We start from the raw sequence: 19,899 nt of genomic DNA on the forward strand, positions 1-19,899 counted from the left end.
TGACCAATACGCGGCCGCCCGTACGTTGCGGCGCCGGAACCGCTGTCGACGCATCTTAGCGCGGCGGCATGACCCGTGCGCGTCGTTGGCCATTCGGCCAGTTGTCGGGGCGTGCCGGCGAGCGTCGAGCGCAGGCGTCGTGGCTTCGGCCGGCGCCGCGCGGCGAGGAGAGAAATGGGGTGGGAGCAACCCGCGTCGTCCCGACGCGATGGACGAAATGCGTCGCGCGGCGAGTTCGACCGGCGGCCGACCGAACGAGGTGGCGTAGTGGCGGCGCCCCGGCCACGACGGGTCGAACCGCCCGTCGGTGGACCTGACGATCAGTCCTGATGCATGCCTTGCAAAGACGAGAGCATCCGCTCCACGTATCGCGCGATCATGTCGACTTCGAGATTGACCTTGTCACCGGCCTTCACATGCCGCAGCGTCGTGACCTCGACCGTATGCGGAATCAGGTTGATCGAGAACTCGCAACCGTCCGCGCGATCGTCGACCGTGTTGACGGTCAGGCTCACGCCGTTGACCGTGATCGATCCCTTGTACGCGAGATAGCGGCCGAGCTCGCGCGGCGCGACGATGCGCAGCTCGTGCGACTCGCCGACCGGCGCGAAGCGCGACACCGTGCCGAGGCCGTCCACATGACCCGACACGATGTGCCCGCCGAGGCGGTCGTGCGCGCGCAATGCCTTTTCGAGGTTCACGTCGCCGGGTGACGCGAGGCCGACCGTACGGTTCAGGCTTTCGCGCGACACGTCGACGTCGAACGACGCATCGGTCTTTTCGATCACCGTCATGCACGCGCCCTGGATCGCGATGCTGTCGCCCAGCGCCACATCCGTGAGGTCGAGCCCGCCGGCCAGCACGGTGAGGCGCACGCCCGCGTCGGCCGATGCGCCGAGCGGCCGGATCGATTCGATACGGCCGACGGCCGCGACAATGCCGGTAAACATCGTGACGATCCCGTTCAGTGAGGGGTGTCGGGCGGCGCGAAGCGCGCGAGGATCCGCAGATCGTCGCCGACCCGCTCGAACCCGTGGAACGACAGCCGCGTACGCGCGTCGAGGTTCGCCGGCGCGGCGAGGTCGAACATGCCGGCCGCATCGGCGCCCAGCAGGCTCGGCGCGAGGTAGACGAGCAGTTCGTCGACGCACTGCTCGCGCAGCAGCGAGCCGTTCAGCTTGTGGCCGGCCTCGACGTGCAGCTCGTTGACGCCGCGCGCGCCGAGCGCCGCCAGCATCGCGGGCAGGTCGACCTTGCCTTGCGCATTCGCGATCGGCACGATTTCCGCGCCACGGGACTTCAGCACGTTCGCGCGCACTTCGCCGGCGGCGTCGAGCCGGCCGCAGAAGATCAGCAGCGGCGCGCCTTCTAGCAGCCGCGCGTCGAGCGGCAGGTCGAGGCGGCTGTCCACCAAGATGCGTTGCGGCTGGCGCGGTGTGTCGATGCCGCGCACGGTCAGCTGCGGGTTGTCTTCACGCACGGTGCCGATGCCGGTGAGGATCGCGCAGGCGCGCGCACGCCATGCATGCCCGTCGAGGCGCGCGGCCTCGCCGGTGATCCACTGGCTTTCGCCGGACGGCAGCGCGGTGCGGCCGTCGAGCGACGCGGCGGTCTTCATCCGCACCCACGGGCGGCCGCGCGTCATGCGCGACACGAAGCCGATGTTCAGTTCGCCGGCTTCGTGCGCGAGCAGCCCGCAGCGCACGTCGATGCCCGCGTCGCGCAGCATGCCGAGGCCGCGCCCCGATACCTGCGGGTTTGGGTCTTCCATCGCGGCGACCACCTTCGCGACGCGCGCTTCAATCAGCGCGTTCGCGCACGGCGGCGTGCGGCCAAAGTGGCTGCACGGCTCGAGCGTCACGTAGACGGTCGAACCGGCGACGTCATAGCCGCGCGCACGCGCGTCCTTCAGCGCCTGCACTTCGGCGTGATCCTGGCCGGCCGGCTGCGTGAAGCCTTCGCCGATCACGTCACCGTTCTTGACGATCACGCAGCCGACACGCGGGTTCGGTGCCGTCGTATACATGCCGCGCGCGGCGAGCGCGAGCGCGCGCTGCATGTGGGCGAAATCGATATCCGAGAACATGCGCGCGGCCCCGGGTCAGGCAGCGAGTGCCGCGAATGCGCGGCGCGCGGCCGCGAGCGTCGCGTCGATCACCGCGTCGTCGTGCGTGCTCGACACGAACCCGGCCTCGTACGCGGACGGCGCGAAGTACACGCCTTCGTCGAGCATCAGGTGGAAGAAGCGGTTGAAGCGCTCGGTGTCGCTCTTCGTCACTTCGGCGAAGCTGATCGGCACGCGTTCGGCGAAGTAGAGGCCGAACATCGCGCCGATCGAGTCGGCCGCGAACGGCACGCCGGCCGCACGCGCTTCGGCCGCGAGGCCGTCGGCGAGCCGCTTCGTCTGCGCGGTCAGCGCGTCGTAGAAGCCGGGCGCCTGGATCAGCTGCAGCGTCTTCAGGCCCGCGGCGACCGCGATCGGGTTGCCCGACAGCGTGCCGGCCTGGTAGACGCCGCCGAGCGGCGCGAGGTGGGCCATGATGTCGCGGCGGCCGCCGAACGCGGCAGCCGGCATCCCGCCGCCGATCACCTTGCCGAGGCAAGTGAGGTCGGCCGTGATTCCGTAGTAAGCCTGCGCGCCGCCGAGCGCGACGCGGAACCCGCACATCACTTCGTCGAAGATCAGCACGGCGCCGTGCTTCGTGCACAGTGCGCGCAGCGCGTTCAGGAATTCGGGCGTGCCGCGCACGAGGTTCATGTTGCCCGCGACCGGTTCGACGATCACGGCGGCGATCTCGTCGCCGAACGCGCCGAACGCTTCTTCGAGCGCGGCGACGTTGTTGTATTCGAGGACGGTCGTATGCTTCGCGATGTCGGCGGGCACGCCGGCCGACGTCGGGTTGCCGAACGTCAGCAGGCCCGAGCCGGCCTTCACGAGCAGGCTGTCCGCGTGGCCGTGGTAGCAGCCCTCGAACTTGACGATGCGGCTGCGGCCCGTGAAGCCGCGCGCGAGACGCAGCGCGCTCATCGTGGCCTCGGTGCCGCTCGACACCATCCGCACCTGCTCGATCGACGGCACGAGCTTGCAGATTTCCTCGGCGATCTCGATCTCGGCTTCGGTCGGCGCGCCGAACGAGAAGCCGTCGGCGAGCACGTTCTGCACGGCCGACAGCACGTCCGGATGGACGTGGCCGACGATCATCGGGCCCCACGAGCCGATGTAGTCGATGTACTGCTTGCCGTCGGCATCCCAGAAATACGGGCCTTGCGCGCGTGCGACGAAGCGCGGCGTGCCGCCGACCGAACGGAATGCGCGCACCGGCGAGTTGACGCCGCCGGGAATGGTCTTCTGGGCGCGTTCGAAGAGGATCTGATTGTTGGACATGAGCGAAACCTGCGAGAGAAGGGCGCGGGGGCCTGTGCACGGGCCGCGGCGCCTGGGCGGAACGATCGTCCGATTGTACCGGAGACGCGCGCGGCGAGCCCGCGGCGCGGTCTGCGGCGTATCGGCGCGCGAGGGATCGCGCGGGCCGGGAAGCAAGAGGAGGTGATTCCGCCCCGTTATCGGTTCGGCAACGGGGGCGGCTTGCGCTTGCCGGTCAGCTCGGCCCAGCGCTTCTCGAGCGGGCCTTCGACCATCGGCTTGATCACCGTGCCGGAGCTCTGCGCATCCCAGGTCTGCACCGAGTACGGATGGACGCGCAGCGCGTCGCGCGGGATCACGACGTCCTGGTGCGCGTCGACCAGCCAGTCGTACACGAAGTCGATGCACAGCCGGTAGCCGCGCTTCGTCGACGGATCGGGCACCTCGTACGGCGCGCGCGTCACGTAGCCGGAGCCGAACACGCCCTTGGGCTCCTTCGCGACGCGATGCAGGAACACGCGGTCGCCCGGCAGGATGCCGCGCGCGAAGCCGCAGCCCCACACGTCATGCACGGCCTCGCCGGCCTTCACGCGCGCGGCGACGTCGGGCAGTTCGGGCCACGGCCATTTCTTGGGGCTCCAGATCAACAGGAAAGCGGTCATCGGTTCGGTCGGGCGTCGAATTGGTCAGACAAGAGAGGTGAGGCGCTGCAAGCTTAATCGAATTCCCGCGTGCGATCCCGCGTGGCGGGCGCCACGGCGGTACTTTTCGGCCCGCTGCACACTTACACCGCCAGCACGTAAAAAAGTTGCGCGTACAATCATGGGCCTGGGCGCACCGTTCGCGGCGCGGCCTCCCGTCTTCACCGCCACGTGCGCCCCGATGCGCGCGGGCTCCATTCCGGATACCCATGTCTCACGTCATCCGACGCCGGCCCGACGCCCGGCTGATCCTGTTGCTCGGCGCGCTCGCCGCCTGCGGGCCGATCGCTACCGACATGTACCTGCCGAGCCTGCCGTCGATCGCCGCCGGCTTCTCCGTCAGCCCCGGCGCCGCGCAGCGCACGCTGACGAGCTTCATGGCCGGCTTCTCGATCGGCATGCTGCTGTACGGCCCGCTGTCCGACACGTGGGGCCGACGCCCCGTGCTGCTCGGCGGCATCGCGCTGTTCACGCTCGCGAGCATCGGCTGCTTCGTGTCGACGTCGATCGACATGCTGATCCTCGTGCGCTTCCTGCAGGCGCTCGGCGCCGGCGCGGCGTCGGTGCTGTCGCGTGCGATCGCGCGCGACGCGCACGAGCCGACCGACGCGGCGAAGGTGCTGTCGATGGTGGCGATCGTCACCGCGGTCGGGCCGTTGCTCGCGCCGCTGATCGGCGGGCAGATCCTGCGCTTCTCCGGTTGGCGCGGGGTGTTCGTCGTGCTGGCCGTATTCGGCGCGGTATGCGCGGCGACCGCGTACCTGCGCGTGCCCGAAACCTGGCCGAAGGAGCGGCGCAAGAGCGCGGCCGTGCTCGCGTCGTTCGCGTCGTACGGGCGCATCCTGTCCGATCCCGTCGCCTGGGGGCACATGCTGTGCGGCGGGATGGCGTTCGCGTCGATGTTCTCGTACATCACCGCCACGCCGTTCGTGTACATCGAGTATTTCCACGTGTCGCCGCAGCACTACGGGCTGCTGTTCGGTCTGAACGTGGTCGGCATCATGATCGGCAACTTCGCGAACACGCGGCTCGTCGGCCGCCTCGGCTCGCTGCGCATCATCGCGGCCGCGTCGCTCGTGAGCTGCATCGCGTCGCTCGCGGTCGCGCTCGTCGCGCTGACGGGGTGGGGCGGGCTGTGGTCGATCGTCGTGTGCCTGTTCTTCGTCGTCGGCGTGGTCGGGATCCTGTCCGCGAACTGCACGACCGACCTCATGCATCGCTATCCGCACAACGCGGGCGCGTCGGCGGCCGTGTTCGGCGCGATGCAGCTGGCGCTCGGTGCGCTCGCGAGCGTCGCGATCGGCGCACTCGCGGACGGCACGCCGTTCGCGATGGGCGTGACGATCGGCATTTCGGGCGTGCTGTGTTTCGCCGGCCGCTGCCTCGTGCTGCGCTGGCACGGGCGGCCCGTCAAGGCGGGCGCCTGAACCGCGGCCTGACGGCAGCATGAAAAACGCCACCGCGCGCGCTGCGCCGGTGGCGTTTTTGTTTCGAACGCGGGAAGCGGCTGCCGCCGCGCCGCGTCAATCCCGCGCGACGTCCTTCGCCGCCGGCGACGCACCGTGGCTCAGCCAGTCGAGCACGTCGGCCGTTTCGTCGTCGCTCGCGCGCGCCCTCGCCTGAGCGACGGCCTCGGGCAGTTCGCCGTTCGTCGACGCACGGCGGATCGCGACGCCGACCGCGAGGATGTCGATCATCAGCAGATGCAGGATCCGCGAGATCATCGACAGTTGCGACTCGCGCATCTCGATGTGGTCGGTTTCGAGCGCGACGGTCGCGCGCTTCGCGAGCGGCGTGTTGCTCGACGTGATCGCGATCACCTTCGCGCCGGCCTGCATTGCGACGTCGAGCACGCGCAGCAGCTCGGGCGCGCGCCCCGACTTCGATACCGCGACGATCACGTCGCCCTTGCCGAGCAGCGCGGCCGACGCGGCCTGCATGTACAGGTCGCCGTACGCGATCGTCGGGATCCCGAAGCGGAAGAACTTGTAATGCGCGTCCTGCGCGACGATGTTCGAGTTGCCGAGCCCGTAGAACTCGATGCGCCGCGCGCCGTTCAGGATCTCGATTGCGTTCTCGACGTGCTCGAAATTCAGGTGCTCGCGCAACTGCAGGATCGCGGACACCGTGTTGTCGAGCACCTTCGCGCCGAAGTCGGTGGCCGTGTCGCCGAGATGCACCTGGCTGTGGCTCATCGGGATCGTGCCGGTGAGGCCGGTGGCGAGCTTCAGCTTGAAGTCGGACAGCCCCTGGCAGCCGAGCGAGCGGCAGAAGCGGATCACCGTCGGCTGGCTCACGTCGGCCTTGCGCGCGATGTCGACGATCGGATCGTTGATGATCGAGCGCGGATGGTTCAATGCGAGATCGGCGACGCGGCGCTCGGCCGGCGTCAGTGCGTCACGCATCTGGCGGATCCGCTCGAACACGGCCGACGATGCACCACCCGAGCGGTTCGACAGCTGCTCCGCGAGGATCGCCGATACGCCGAGGAACGCCGGATATTCGGCGGTGATCAGGTAGGTCGGGATGTTCTCGAGGTAGTGCGTGAAGCGGCCCTTCGCCTCGAAGCGCGCGCGGAACGACGAGCGCGTGAACAGTTCGCCGAGCTTCAGCGCGACGCCGCCGCCGATGTACACGCCACCGAGCGCGCCGAGCGTCAGCGCGACGCTGCCCGCGAACGCGCCGAGAATCCCGCAAAAGCATTCGACCGTCTCGAGCGCGAGTGCGTCGCCCGCATGGGCGCGCTCGACGATCTCGACCGTGTCGACGGTCGCGGCCACGCGCTTCTTGTCGCGCGCGGCGAGCGCGCGATAGATGATCTCCATGCCGGGGCCCGCGCACACGCGTTCGAACGACACGTGCGGAAACTTCTTGCGCGCGTACTGCAGCACCAGATCCTCGCGCTCGTCCTGCGGCGCGAACGATGCGTGACCGCCTTCGCTGCCGAGCGCGATCCAGCGGTCGTCCGCCGGAATCAGCCCCGACACGCCGAGCCCCGTGCCGGGCCCGAGCAGCCCGATCACGCTGTTCTGGCGGCGCGCGCCGCCGCCGACCTGCACGCGTTGCGCATCGGTCAGCCCCGGCAGCGCCATCGCGAGCGCGGTGAAGTCGTTGACGACGAGCAGCGTGTCGAAGCCGAGCGCGCGGCGCGTCGCCTCGATCGAGAAGCTCCAGTCGTGGTTGGTCATCGTGACCTGGTCGCCGTCGACCGGGTTCGCGATCGCGATCGCCGCGTGATTCACGCGGCTGATCTTCACATCCTTCAGATACTTGCGGATCGCGTCGGTGATCGTCGGATAGTCGGCGCCGGGATAGACGCGAATCTGCGTGATCTCGCCCGGGCCGGTTTCCAGCGCGAAGCGCGCGTTGGTGCCGCCGACGTCCGCGAGCAGGCGCGGGCCGTCGGCATGCTGACCCGCGACGACCGCCTTACTTTGCGCACCAGTAGACATCGAGCTGGGTCCCCTTGTCGTTGGCCAGTTGGGAAATCGCGTTCTTCTGCAGCGATGCGGCCGCGGCGTCGAGCACCGCGCGTTTGCGTTCGCCCGCGATCAGCAGGAACAGCCGGTCGACGCGCTTGAGCGCATCGAGCGAGAAGCTCACGCGCGCATGCGGCGCGGCGCCGGGATGCACGGCGACGAAACGCTCGGGCGTCGTGATCGCGTGATCCCATTCGGGCGCATCGGCGAAGATCGACGCGGTGTGGCCGTCCTCGCCCATGCCGAGCACCGCGACGCTCGGCACGCGGTAGTCGGCGTTCGCGTTCAGCGCGGCGACGTGCGCGTCGAGCGTGGTGCGCGTGTCGACGAGCGGCAGGAAGCGGGCAGGGGCGGCTGCATGCTGCAGCAGCGTGTCGCGCACGAGGTGCGCGTTGCTGGCTGCATCGTCCTCCGGCACCCAGCGGTCGTCGACCAGCGTCACGTCGACGCCGGCCCAGTCGAGCGCCGCGTGCGACAGCGTTTGCAGGAACGGGCGCGGGCTCGTGCCGCCGGACACCGCGAGCGTCGGGCGCGCGGGGCCGGCGAGCGCGGCGCGCAGCGCATCGCCGACGGCGCGCGCGAGCGCTTCGCTTTGCGCTTCCTGGGTGTCGAAAGCGTGAATCTCGATCACATCTCCTCCGGACTGCTTTGTCTGTTCAAATCGTACGAATCGTGGGGCACGTTGCCGCGTACGGTGGCGTGCGCGGCAACGGTTTGCATCAGTTCTCTTCTTCGAGCCAGCAGGTGTCGTGCTGCGCGAGCATCGCGCTCGCCGCGGCCGGCCCCCACGTGCCCGCCGCATACGGCTTCGGCGGCTTCAGCGTGCGCGCCCATTCGTTCAGGATCGGCTCGACCCAGCGCCAGGCGGCTTCCTGTTCGTCGCGGCGCACGAACAGGGCGAGACGGCCGTTGATCACGTCGAGCAGCAGGCGCTGGTACGCCTCCATCTGCCCTTCCTTGAAGAACTGGTCGAACGCGAGGTCGAGGTGCACGCTCGCGAGGTTCATCCCTTCGCCCGGTTGCTTCGCGAGGCAGTACAGGCGGATCGTCTCGTTCGGCTGCAGCCGGATCACGAGGCGGTTCGCGCCGGGGCGCAGCGCAGTGGGCCCGAGCGCCGAATGCGGCACCGGGCGGAAATTGACGACGATCTCCGCGACGCGATCGGCAAGCCGCTTGCCGGTGCGCAGGAAGAACGGCACGCCGGCCCAGCGCCAGTTCTCGATCTCGACCTTCAGCGCGACGAAGGTTTCGGTCTGGCTGTCGGGCTTCACGCCCGGCTCGGTCGCGTAGGCCGGCACCTGCACGCCCTTGATCACGCCCGCATGATACTGGCCGCGCACGGCCACCTTGCCGATGTCGCGCGGATCGACCGGCTTCAGCGCGCGCAGCACGCGCAGCTTCTCGTCGCGCACCGAATCCGAATCCATCGAATGCGGCGGCTCCATCGCGACGATCGACAGCAGCTGCAGCAGGTGGTTCTGCACCATGTCGCGCAGCGCGCCCGTATTGTCATAGAAATCGCCGCGCGCCTCGACGCCGAGCTCCTCGGCGATCGTGATCTGGATGCTCTCGACCCATTCGCGGCGCCACAGCGGCTCGAACAGCGCATTGCCGAAGCGCAGCGCGAGCAGGTTCTGTACCGGCTCCTTGCCGAGGTAGTGGTCGATCCGGTAGATCTGGCCTTCCGCGAAGATCTCGCCGACCGCGTCGTTGATCGCATTCGACGACTTCAGGTCGTAGCCGAGCGGCTTTTCGAGCACGATGCGCGAGCCTTCGCTCAGGCCGACCGACGCGAGCGCCTTGCAGATCGGCACGAACAGCGACGGGCCCGTCGCCAGATAGAACACGCGGATACCGGGCAGCGATGCCACGGCATCGCGCAGCACGCCGTAGTCTTCCGCGCGGCCGAGATCGAGGTGCACGTACTCGATGCGATCGAGGAAGGACTTCCACGCAGCTTCGTCGAACGCCTTGCCGGCGGCCTTGGCCGCGTGCGGTTTCACGTGCGTGTCGACCCATTCGAGATAGGACGCCCGATCCGATTCATGACGCGCCACGGCAACGATCCGGCCGCTCTCCGCCAGCATGTTCGCGCGGTGCGCTTCGAACAGCGCGGGCAGGATCTTGCGCATCGACAAATCGCCGGTGCCGCCGAAAAGTACGAAGGTAAAGCTGGAATCGGTATGCATGTGTCTCCGCCGTGTTGGGGGTGCCCGGAAGCGATCCGTAGTGCGATAAAAATATTTTTGACACTGAATTGTAGTTTAACTACAATCCGCCGCAAGGGGTAGCACCTGGGTGAAGAAAAAAAGAAGTGCGGTCGATGAACTGCGCGAGCTTCGCCTTCGGGAACGCCTTGTGCCGAATGTTATCGGACATTGACGGCGCGCATCGTCCGCGCGACGTCGGCCCCGGGCTCGCGCCGCATCATTGCGGCGGGCCAGAAACACAAAGAGGAGACACGCCGTTGAATCTCGATTCACGCTTTCTGTAAGAGCCCGGCCGGTCATCGGCCCGTACGCTGCATGCGTCCCGCGGCTCGATTTCCCCGTCGTTATCAAGAAGCCGGTTCCCTGTCGGGGAACCTCACGAGTTGATTCAGTCTGGAGGAGATAAGTAATGAAAGTTCGCTCGATCATGGGTGCGCTCTGCGCCGCAGGTCTGATGGCTGGTGCCGTGGCGGCGCAGGCAGCCGAGAATGTGACGGTGCTGCACTGGTGGACCTCGGGTGGCGAGTCGAAGGCCGTCGGCGTGCTGAAGGACGACGTGCAGAAGCAGGGCTACGTGTGGAAGGACTTCGCGGTCGCGGGCGGCGCCGGCGCCGCGGCGATGACCGCGCTGAAGACCAAGGTGATCAGCGGCGACTCACCGTCGGCCGCGCAGATCAAGGGCCCGCTGATCCAGGACTGGGCCGACCAGGGCGTGCTCGTCAACATCGATTCCGCTGCCGGCGACTGGAAGCAGAACCTGCCGCCGGAAATCGACAAGATCATCAAGTACAAGGGCCACACCGTCGCGGCGCCGTTCTCGGTGCACCGCGTGAACTGGCTGTACATCAACAAGGCCGCGCTCGACAAGGTCGGCGCGAAGGTGCCGACCACCTGGCCTGAATTCTTCGCGGTGGCCGACAAGCTGAAGGCCGCGGGCATCCAGCCGGTCGCGATGGGCGGCCAGCCGTGGCAGGATCTGACGCTGTGGGAAGACGTCGTGCTGTCGCAGGGCCCGGCGTTCTACAAGAAGGCGCTGGTCGACCTCGACCAGGCGACGCTGACCTCGCCGCAGATGCTGTCCGTGTTCGACACGGTGCGCAAGATCCAGGGCTACTTCGATACCGGCCGTAACGGCCGCGACTGGAACCTCGCGACCGCAATGGTCATCAACGGCAAGGCCGGCATGCAGTTCATGGGCGACTGGGCGAAGGGCGAGTTCGAGAACGCCGGCAAGAAGGCGGGCAAGGACTACGTCTGCGCGCCGGTGCCGGGCACCGCGAATTCGTACACGTTCAACGTCGACTCGTTCGTGTTCTTCCAGCAGAAGGGCGAGAAGAACGCGACGCCGGGCCAGCTCGCACTCGCGAAGACGATCATGACGCCGGACTTCCAGGAGCAGTTCAGCCTGCTGAAGGGCTCGGTGCCGGTGCGTCTCGGCGTGAAGATGGACAAGTTCGACGATTGCGCGAAGAAGTCGTATGCCGACGAGCAGACCGCGATCAAGTCGGGCGGCTTCGTGCCGTCGCTCGCGCACGGCATGGCGCAAAGCGACGCGACCGCCGGCGCGATCACGGACGTCGTGACGAAGTTCATGAACTCGCAGCAGGATTCGAAGAGCGCGGTCGCTGCGCTCGCGAAGGCCGCGAAGGTCAAGTAACGCGCGCCAGGCGCCCGGCCGGATACGCTTCGTCGGCCGGGCGTTTTTGCATGTGCAGCAAACGGGCTCGCCCGCGGGCCCGTGCCGTACCCGGCGCCGGCCCGGCCTGCGTCGCCCTCGTTCCAGGAGTCGAATCAAGTGGCTGCCCCTCTTAGCGGAAACGGATCCGGCGCTGCCGCCGCACGGCGTACGTCGCCGATGTCGGCCTTCGCCGATCGCTGGATCCCGAAGCTCGTGCTCGCGCCGAGCGTCGCGATCGCCGTGGTGTTCATCTACGGCTTCATCCTGATTACCGGCTATCTGTCGCTGACCCGCTCGCGGCTGTTGCCCAACTACGAATTCGACGGCTTCGGCCGTTACACGGACCTGTTCCAGAACGACGTGTGGTGGACCTCCGCCGCGAACCTCGGCTGGTTCGGGATTCCGTTCATCGCGATCTGCGTCGGGCTCGGCCTGTTCCTCGCGATCCTGCTCGACCAGCGGATCCGCAACGAAGGCGCGCTGCGCGCGATCTTCCTGTACCCGATGGCGCTGTCGTTCATCGTCACCGGTACCGCCTGGCAGTGGATCCTGAACCCGGGCCTCGGCCTCGAGAAGGTGATGCACGACTGGGGCTGGACGAGCTTTTCGTTCGGCTGGCTCGACGATCCGGACAAGGCGATCTTCTGCGTGGTGATCGCGGCCGTGTGGCAATCGACCGGCTTCGTGATGGCGCTGTTCCTCGCGGGGCTGCGCGGTGTCGACGCGGAGATCTTCAAGGCCGCGCAGGTGGACGGCGCGACGCTGCCGACCATCTATCGCAAGATCGTGATCCCGAGCATGCGCCCGGTGTTCTTCTCGGTGCTGCTGATCCTCTGCCACATCACGATCAAGACCTTCGACCTCGTCGTCGCGCTGACGGCAGGCGGCCCGGGCACCTCGTCGTCGCTGCCGGCCATGTTCATGTACACGTTTTCGTTCAACCGCGGCCAGCTCGGGCTCGGCGCGGCGTCCTCGGTGATGATGCTCGCGACCGTGGTCGCGGTGCTGGTGCCGCTGATGTATATGGAATCGAGGAGCACCCGCAATGCAGCCTAAGATGACGATCAGCCGGGCAGTGATCTATGCGGCACTGATCCTGTTCGCGCTGTATTTCCTGTTTCCGATCTACGTGATGCTGTCGACGTCGTTCAAGGATCTCGACCAGCTGCGCACCGGCAACCTGCTGACGCCGCCCACCACGTGGACCGTCGACCCGTGGGTGAAGGCCTGGAGCGGGGCGTGCACCGGCGTGCGCTGCGACGGCATGAAGCCGTTCTTCCTGAACTCGCTGCAGATGGTGATCCCGGCCGTGCTGATCTCGTCGCTGATCGGCGCGTTCAACGGCTACGTGCTCACGCACTGGCGCTTTCGTGGCGCCGACGCGCTGTTCACGATGATGCTGGTCGGCTGCTTCATCCCGTTCCAGGTGATCCTGCTGCCGATGGCGCGCCTGCAGGGGATGCTCGGCCTCGCCAACACGATTCCGGGCCTCGTGTTCGTGCACGTCGTGTACGGGATCGCGTTCACGACGATGTTCTTCCGCAACTTCTACGTGAGCGTGCCGGCCGAGCTCGTGAAGGCCGCGCGCATCGACGGTGCGGGCTTCTTCACGATCTTCACGAAGATCCTGCTGCCGGTGTCGCTGCCGATCTTCATGGTGTGCCTGATCTGGCAATTCACGCAGATCTGGAACGACTTCCTGTTCGGGATCGTGTTCTCCGGCGTCGATTCGATGCCGATCACGGTTGCGCTGAACAACCTCGTCAACACGTCGACGGGCGTGAAGGAATACAACGTCGACATGGCCGGCGCGATCATCGCCGCGCTGCCGACGCTGCTCGTCTACATCGTCGCCGGCCGCTACTTCGTGCGCGGGCTGACGGCGGGCGCGGTGAAGGGGTAAGCGCGGCTTCATCCGATACGACGAACCGGCCGCGCCTCGCGCGCGGCGCATCGAAACGAACCCGACGCGGCGCCGGAGTGCGCCGCGCGAGACGAGACAGAGGATTCACAGCATGGCAAGCCTTTCCATCCGTGACGTGTACAAGACCTACCCGAACGGGGTGCCGGTCCTGAAGGGTGTCGACATCGAGATCGAGGACGGACAGTTCCTGATCCTGGTCGGCGGGTCGGGCTGCGGGAAGTCGACGCTGCTCAACATGATCGCCGGGCTCGAGACCGTGACGAGCGGCGAGATCTGCATCGACGGCAAGGTCGTCAACGACCTGTCGCCGAAGGATCGCGACATCGCGATGGTGTTCCAGTCGTACGCGCTGTATCCGTCGATGACGGTGCGCGAGAACATCTCGTTCGGCCTGAACATCCGCAAGGTGCCGAAGAGCGAGCAGCAGCAGATCGTCGACCGCGTGTCGCAGATGCTGCAGATCCAGCACCTGCTCGACCGCAAGCCGGGCCAGCTGTCGGGCGGCCAACGCCAGCGTGTCGCGATGGGCCGGGCGCTCGCGCGCGATCCGTCGCTGTTCCTGTTCGACGAGCCGCTGTCGAACCTCGACGCGAAGCTGCGCATCGAGATGCGCGCGGAAATCAAGCTGCTGCACCAGCGCCTCGGCACGACGATCGTCTACGTGACGCACGACCAGATCGAGGCGATGACGCTCGGCGACCGGATCGCGGTGATGAAGGACGGCGTGGTCCAGCAGTTCGGCGCGCCGCAGGAGATCTACGATTCGCCGTCGAACCTGTTCGTCGCGGGCTTCATCGGCGCGCCGCCGATGAACTTCATCAACGGCAAGCTGGTCGAGCAGGGCAGCGGGATCGCGCTTGAAGTCGACACGGGCGTCAAGCGCGGCACGCTGAACCTGCCGTTCGATGCGGCGAAGCTGAAGTCGCACGTCGGCCGCGAGGTGATCCTCGGCCTGCGGCCGGAGCGCATCACCGACGTGCGCCACGCGCACAACGGCGACGCGTCGCATCTGCAACCGTTCGACGTGCGCGTCGACGTGACCGAGCCGACCGGGCCGGATACCCACGTGTTCGCGCAGGTGAACGGCAAGCGCATCGTGAGCCGCGTGCATCCGGCCGCGAACCCGCAGCCCGACCAGACGCTGTCGCTGCTGTTCGACGTGTCGAAGGCGGTGCTGTTCGATCCGGCGTCGGAAGAGCGGATCGCGTAACGTCGCGCGAGCGCTGAACGAAGAAAAAAGGGCCGTCTTTGGACGGCCCTTTTGTTCTGGCGCGGCGGTTGATGCCGCAGCGGCGCTCAGTGCGGCAGCCTTACGTCGAACTTGAACGTTGCGAGCCGCGCGACGAGGATGAAGCCGGTCGCGAGCAGCACGCTGTACACCGAGTCGAACTGCAGCCACACGAGCAGCAGGTAGAACCAGCAGCCGACGAACGCGCAGGTCGCATACGGCCGCGAATCGCGCAGGATCAGCGGGATGTCGTTGCACAGCACGTCGCGGATGATCCCGCCGACTACGCCCGTGATCACGCCCATCATCACCGCGATGAAGCGCGGCATCTCGGCATCGAGCGCGATCGCCGTGCCCGAGATGCTGAAGATCCCGAGCCCGATCGCATCGGCGACGAGCAGCAATCGCTCGGCCGACAGCCGCGACAACATTCGCAGCACGAACGGCGCGAACAGCGCGAGCACGAAGATCGCGATCACGTAGTCGTCGTGCACGACCCAATAGAACGGCCGGCGCTCGAGCAGGATGTCGCGCAGCGTGCCGCCGCCGAACGCGGTGGCGAGCGCGACGACGAACGTACCGACCGAGTCGAGGCGGTTCTTGCGCGCCTCGATGAAGCCCGAGATCGCAAAGGCCAGCGTGGCGATCGCCTCCAGTACCGCGATCGCGAGCGTCAGCCTAGGATGCGGCACGCGGCCCCCGGTCGCCGGGTGCCGCGAACGGCTGCAGCAGCACCAGCACCGCGCCCGCGCCGCCGTCGTTGCCGCGCGCCTCGCAGAACGCGATCACTTCTTCCTTCTGCACGAGCCACGCGCGCACCTTGCCTTTCAGCACGGGTTCCTTGCCGATCGAGCCGAGCCCCTTGCCGTGGATCACGCGCAGGCAGCGCAGCCCCTTTTTACCGGCTTCGCGGATGAACTCGGCGAGCGCGTCGCGCGCCTCGTCGCGCCGCATCCCGTGCAGGTCGATCTGCGCCTGCACGATCCACGCGCCGCTGCGCAGCTTGCGCACGACGTCGCGGCTGATGCCGGGGCGGTGGTAGTACAGCGAGTCGTCGCTGTCGAGCAATGTCTCGGGATCGAATTCGTCGGACAACGTCGCGTTCAGCACGGCTTCCTCGTCGCGCTGCGTCTGCTTCGGCACCGGGTCGGGCGGTGTGCGCCCGGCCGACGCACGCGGCGGCGCGTTCAGCGGACGGATCGCGCCGATCTCGTTGCGGAACAGGTTCGCGTCGGCTTCCGCTTTGCGCTCGGCCTTGGCCGTTTCGACGCGCTCGCGTTCGCGACGATCGGCTTCGCCTTGCAGCGACTTGCGCAGCGCGCCGAGGCCCGCGAGCCCCTGGCCGCGCAACGCGGCGGGATCGGGTGCGGGCGCCGATGCAACGGGCGCGGGGTTCGCGGGACGGGCGGCGATCTGCCGCTTCGCGGGATCGCTCGGATGGGGCTGGTTCTTCGCCATGATTCGGTACGCAGGGCAGGCGCGTTCGGGCGCGCGGGCAAAAAAAAGCCGCTGTACGGCGGCAGCGGCTTGTCCGGCCAGACCCGCTTCGCGGCAGCGGACGCCATTGTAGCGCCCGGCGCGACAGGTCTCGCGGCTTACTTCTTGTCGTGCAGGCTTTCGAGGTAGCGCTGCGCGTCGAGCGCGGCCATGCAGCCCGTGCCGGCGCTGGTGATCGCCTGGCGGTACACGTTGTCCTGCACGTCGCCCGCGGCGAACACGCCCGCGACGCTCGTCGACGTCGCGTTGCCGTGCAGGCCGCTCTTCGTCAGGATGTAGCCGTCCTTCATCTCGAGCTGGCCCTGGAACAGGTCAGTGTTCGGCTTGTGGCCGATCGCGACGAACACGCCCTGCACATTGAGGTCTTCCGTCGCGCCGGTCTTCACGTTCTTGATGCGCAGGCCGGTGACGCCCGAATCCTCGCCGGTCACTTCGTCGAGCACGTGATCCCACTTGATCACGACCGCGCCTTCCTTTTCCTTCTCCAGCAGGCGGTCGATCAGGATCGGCTCCGCGCGGAACTTGTCGCGGCGGTGGATCACCGTGACCTTCTTCGCGATGCCCGTCAGGTAGAGCGCTTCCTCGACGGCCGTGTTGCCGCCGCCGATCACCGCGATTTCCTGGCCGCGATAGAAGAAGCCGTCGCAGGTCGCGCAGGCCGACACGCCCTTGCCCATGAACGCTTCTTCGGACGGCAGGCCGAGATACTGCGCGGACGCGCCGGTCGCGATGATCAGCGAGTCGCACGTGTATTCGCCCGAGTCGCCGATCAGGCGGATCGGCTGCTCGTGCAGCTTCGCGGTGTGGATGTGGTCGAACACGATTTCGGTGTTGAAGCGCTCGGCGTGCTCGAGGAAGCGCGCCATCAGCTCCGGACCCTGCACGCCTTTCGCGTCTGCCGGCCAGTTTTCGACATCGGTCGTGGTCATCAGCTGGCCGCCCTGCGCGATGCCGGTGATCAGCACCGGGGACAGGTTGGCGCGTGCCGCGTAGACGGCAGCCGTGTAGCCGGCGGGGCCGGAACCGAGAATCAGGACTTTGGCGTGTTTGGGCGTGGACATGTGCGAATCCGTAAAAGGCGGCCGCGGCGGGCGGGGTAGGGCTCGCCGTACGATCCGGGTTGACCGGGATGCCGTCATAGATGGGTATCAGACGCGCATTATAAAGGCCCCGTTGCTGCGTTGCCGAACGAGAGTTTCAATCGGGGCGATAGTGTCGGGCAGCGCAACGGCCGCGCACGCGGGATGGGCGGGGCACCTGGCGCACGTGTGTGGCCGGGCCTGGCGCCGGTTCGGGGGAGCGTAGTGGCGGTGCCCCGACGGGGCCGGCCGAACCAGGGCGAAAGGGCCGCTGCGAAGCGCGTCCGCGGGGCCGTCCGGACCCCGGCCCTGTTATGTAACCGTCATTTACACTTGGCGGCCCGGTGCAGCGTTTACAATAAGCGGGATCGAACGACAGGCGGGCGCACGGCCCGTCCTCTTTATACGGATTCATGGCAAAAGCTCCTTATTCCGCCCAGGCACAGGCGTTGCCGCACCGGATGTCGAAGCTCCTCACGGAGATCCGCTGGATTCTCCAGGTCGCGCTCTGCGCCTTTCTGGTGATGGCCCTGCTGAGCTACAGCCGGCGCGATCCGAGCTGGACGCACGCCGCCCAGGTGGACCACATCTCGAACTGGGCCGGCCGCGTCGGCGCCTGGACGGCCGACATCATCCTGCTGCTGTTCGGCCTGTCGGCCTACTGGCTGATCGTGCCGCTCGCGCGGCGCATCGCCGTCAACTATCGCCGCATCACGCGCCACGAGGCGGTCTCGGACGAACCCGAGCGGCCGATCGGCTGGCTCACCGAAATCCTGGCGTTCGTGCTCGTCGTGCTGGCGTGCGACGGCATCGAGGCGCTGCGCATGTGGTCGCTGAAGGTGCAGTTGCCGCGCGCGCCGGGCGGCGTCGTCGGCGAGGCCGTCGCGGGTGCGATGTCGCATGCGTTCGGCTTCACGGGCGGCACGCTGCTGCTGCTGATCGCGCTCGCGATCGGCCTGTCGCTGTATTTCCGTTTCTCGTGGCTGTCCGTCGCCGAGCGTGTCGGCGGCGCCATCCTGTCCGCCGTCAACGTCGCGAAGCTGCGCCGCGAGGCCGAGCGCGACCGCAAGCTCGGCGAAGCCGCGGCCGTGCGCCGCGAAGGCAAGGTCGAAGAGGAGCGGGTGCGCATCGAGGATCACGAGCCCGTGACGATCGTGCCGCCGGTCGTCACGCCGGCGAAGTCCGAGCGCGTCGAGCGCGAGCGCCAGGTGCCGTTGTTCACCGACCTGCCGGGCGATTCGACGCTGCCGGCGGTATCGCTGCTCGATCCGGCGCCGAAGACGCAGGAAGCGATTTCCGCCGACACGCTCGAATTCACGTCGCGCCTGATCGAGAAGAAGCTGAAGGACTTCGGCGTCGAGGCGAGCGTCGTCGCCGCGTATCCGGGCCCGGTCGTCACGCGCTACGAGATCGAGCCGGCCACCGGCGTGAAGGGCAGCCAGATCGTCAACCTCGCGAAGGATCTCGCGCGCTCGCTGTCGCTCGTGTCGATCCGTGTGGTCGAGACGATTCCCGGCAAGAACTACATGGCGCTCGAGCTGCCGAACCAGCGCCGCCAGACGGTGCACCTGTCCGAGATCATCGGTTCCGAGGTGTACGCGGCCGCGTCGTCGGCGCTGACGCTGAGCCTCGGCAAGGACATCGGCGGCAAGCCGGTGTGCGCGGATCTCGCGAAGATGCCTCACCTGCTGGTGGCCGGCACGACCGGCTCGGGCAAGTCGGTCGGGATCAACGCGATGATCCTGTCGCTGCTGTACAAGGCGACGGCTGACCAGGTTCGCCTGATCCTGATCGATCCGAAGATGCTCGAAATGAGCGTCTACGAAGGCATTCCGCACCTGCTGTGCCCGGTCGTCACCGACATGCGCCAGGCCGGCCACGCGCTGAACTGGACGGTGGCGGAGATGGAGCGCCGCTACAAGCTGATGAGCAAGCTCGGCGTGCGCAACCTCGCGGGCTACAACAACAAGATCGACGAGGCCGCGAAGCGCGAGGAGAAGCTGCCGAATCCGTTCAGCCTGACGCCGGAAGATCCGGAGCCGCTCGGCCGCCTGCCGAACATCGTCGTGGTGATCGACGAGCTGGCCGACCTGATGATGGTCGTCGGCAAGAAGGTCGAGGAACTGATTGCACGGATCGCGCAGAAGGCGCGTGCGGCCGGCATCCACCTGATCCTCGCGACGCAGCGCCCGTCGGTCGACGTGATCACCGGGCTGATCAAGGCGAACGTGCCGACGCGGATCGCGTTCCAGGTGTCGTCGAAGATCGACTCGCGCACGATTCTCGACCAGATGGGCGCCGAATCGCTGCTCGGGATGGGCGACATGCTGTACTTGCCGCCCGGTTCGGGGCTGCCCGTGCGCGTGCACGGCGCGTTCGTCGCCGACGACGAAGTGCATCGCGTCGTCGAGAAGCTCAAGGAGCAGGGCGAGCCGAACTACGTCGAGGGCCTGCTCGAAGGCGGCACCGCCGACGGCGACGAGGGCTCGGCCGGCGCGGGAACCGGTGAAGGCGGCGGCGAGTCTGATCCGCTGTACGACCAGGCGGTCGAGATCGTCATCAAGAACCGCCGCGCATCGATCTCGCTCGTGCAGCGTCACCTGCGGATCGGCTACAACCGCGCGGCGCGGCTGCTCGAGCAGATGGAGCAGTCGGGGCTCGTGTCGGCGATGTCGTCGAGCGGCAACCGCGAAATTCTTGTGCCGGCGCGCGACGCGGAATGAGTCCGCGGCGCTCGCA

At 67.6% G+C, this 19,899-nt stretch carries 16 protein-coding genes; 6 read left to right on the plus strand and 10 right to left on the minus strand.

Annotated features, from left to right (window positions below; translation table 11 throughout):
* Positions 1–320: 320 nt before the first annotated feature.
* The 4 genes from CFB50_RS04845 to CFB50_RS04860 form a co-directional block, all read right to left on the minus strand.
* Positions 321–950, minus strand: a complete 630-nt coding sequence (locus CFB50_RS04845; protein ID WP_089445110.1) for a riboflavin synthase — start codon at positions 948–950, stop codon at positions 321–323.
* Between the two features lie 14 nt (positions 951–964).
* The gene (ribD, locus tag CFB50_RS04850; protein WP_089445111.1) at positions 965–2,086 is read right to left on the minus strand and encodes a bifunctional diaminohydroxyphosphoribosylaminopyrimidine deaminase/5-amino-6-(5-phosphoribosylamino)uracil reductase RibD; all 1,122 of its coding nucleotides are present in this window, start codon (positions 2,084–2,086) and stop codon (positions 965–967) included.
* Positions 2,087–2,101: 15 nt separating this feature from the next.
* Positions 2,102–3,385, minus strand: coding sequence for a glutamate-1-semialdehyde 2,1-aminomutase (gene hemL / locus CFB50_RS04855; protein WP_089445112.1), 1,284 nt, complete (start codon positions 3,383–3,385; stop codon positions 2,102–2,104).
* A 176-nt stretch (positions 3,386–3,561) separates the two neighbouring features.
* The gene (locus CFB50_RS04860; RefSeq protein ID WP_089445113.1) at positions 3,562–4,026 is read right to left on the minus strand and encodes a hypothetical protein; all 465 of its coding nucleotides are present in this window, start codon (positions 4,024–4,026) and stop codon (positions 3,562–3,564) included.
* A 248-nt stretch (positions 4,027–4,274) separates the two neighbouring features.
* Here CFB50_RS04860 and CFB50_RS04870 point away from each other — a divergent pair, with 248 nt between their 5' ends.
* Positions 4,275–5,492, plus strand: coding sequence for a Bcr/CflA family multidrug efflux MFS transporter (locus CFB50_RS04870; protein WP_089445114.1), 1,218 nt, complete (start codon positions 4,275–4,277; stop codon positions 5,490–5,492).
* A gap of 96 nt (positions 5,493–5,588) precedes the next feature.
* On the opposite strand, the gene CFB50_RS04875 is transcribed toward CFB50_RS04870, so the two are convergent.
* The 3 genes from CFB50_RS04875 to zwf all read right to left on the minus strand — a co-directional run bounded on the left by CFB50_RS04875 (position 5,589) and on the right by zwf (position 9,733).
* On the minus strand, positions 5,589–7,517 hold the full coding sequence (locus CFB50_RS04875) for a bifunctional transcriptional regulator/glucokinase (RefSeq protein WP_089439434.1): 1,929 nt from the start codon (positions 7,515–7,517) through the stop codon (positions 5,589–5,591).
* Positions 7,495–8,175 (minus strand): 6-phosphogluconolactonase, encoded by a 681-nt coding sequence (gene pgl, locus CFB50_RS04880; protein WP_089445115.1) that lies wholly within the window; start codon positions 8,173–8,175, stop codon positions 7,495–7,497. Before pgl ends, CFB50_RS04875 begins: the two co-directional genes overlap by 23 nt.
* A gap of 88 nt (positions 8,176–8,263) precedes the next feature.
* Entirely contained in the window at positions 8,264–9,733 is a 1,470-nt protein-coding gene (zwf, locus tag CFB50_RS04885; RefSeq protein WP_089445116.1) for a glucose-6-phosphate dehydrogenase, read from the minus strand.
* A gap of 430 nt (positions 9,734–10,163) precedes the next feature.
* Here zwf and CFB50_RS04890 point away from each other — a divergent pair, with 430 nt between their 5' ends.
* The 4 genes from CFB50_RS04890 (at position 10,164) to CFB50_RS04905 (ending at position 14,566) form a co-directional block, all read left to right on the plus strand.
* Complete coding sequence (locus CFB50_RS04890; RefSeq protein ID WP_069247370.1) at positions 10,164–11,411, plus strand: ABC transporter substrate-binding protein; 1,248 nt, start codon at positions 10,164–10,166, stop codon at positions 11,409–11,411.
* A 138-nt stretch (positions 11,412–11,549) separates the two neighbouring features.
* A complete protein-coding gene (locus CFB50_RS04895) occupies positions 11,550–12,488 on the plus strand; it encodes a carbohydrate ABC transporter permease (protein WP_042977917.1) in 939 nt (312 codons plus the stop codon).
* A complete protein-coding gene (locus tag CFB50_RS04900) occupies positions 12,478–13,335 on the plus strand; it encodes a carbohydrate ABC transporter permease (protein ID WP_011544828.1) in 858 nt (285 codons plus the stop codon). The genes CFB50_RS04895 and CFB50_RS04900 overlap by 11 nt, the downstream gene beginning before the upstream one ends.
* A 112-nt stretch (positions 13,336–13,447) precedes the next feature.
* Entirely contained in the window at positions 13,448–14,566 is a 1,119-nt protein-coding gene (locus tag CFB50_RS04905) for an ABC transporter ATP-binding protein (protein WP_089445117.1), read from the plus strand.
* Positions 14,567–14,652: 86 nt separating this feature from the next.
* On the opposite strand, the gene CFB50_RS04910 is transcribed toward CFB50_RS04905, so the two are convergent.
* The 3 genes from CFB50_RS04910 to trxB all read right to left on the minus strand — a co-directional run bounded on the left by CFB50_RS04910 (position 14,653) and on the right by trxB (position 17,142).
* A complete protein-coding gene (locus CFB50_RS04910) occupies positions 14,653–15,276 on the minus strand; it encodes a trimeric intracellular cation channel family protein (RefSeq protein WP_027788121.1) in 624 nt (207 codons plus the stop codon).
* Positions 15,263–16,042 carry a Smr/MutS family protein gene (locus CFB50_RS04915; RefSeq protein ID WP_089445118.1) on the minus strand — a complete coding sequence of 260 codons (780 nt, stop codon included), beginning with the start codon at positions 16,040–16,042 and terminating at the stop codon, positions 15,263–15,265. The genes CFB50_RS04910 and CFB50_RS04915 overlap by 14 nt, the downstream gene beginning before the upstream one ends.
* Positions 16,043–16,179: 137 nt before the next feature.
* Entirely contained in the window at positions 16,180–17,142 is a 963-nt protein-coding gene (trxB, locus tag CFB50_RS04920) for a thioredoxin-disulfide reductase (RefSeq protein WP_089445119.1), read from the minus strand.
* Between the two features lie 431 nt (positions 17,143–17,573).
* Between trxB and CFB50_RS04925 the strand changes: the two genes are divergently transcribed.
* A complete protein-coding gene (locus tag CFB50_RS04925; RefSeq protein WP_069247376.1) occupies positions 17,574–19,883 on the plus strand; it encodes a DNA translocase FtsK in 2,310 nt (769 codons plus the stop codon).
* Positions 19,884–19,899: the final 16 nt, after the last annotated feature.

The organism is Burkholderia sp. AU33423, from assembly GCF_002223135.1.
Lineage (GTDB): Bacteria > Pseudomonadota > Gammaproteobacteria > Burkholderiales > Burkholderiaceae > Burkholderia > Burkholderia lata_D.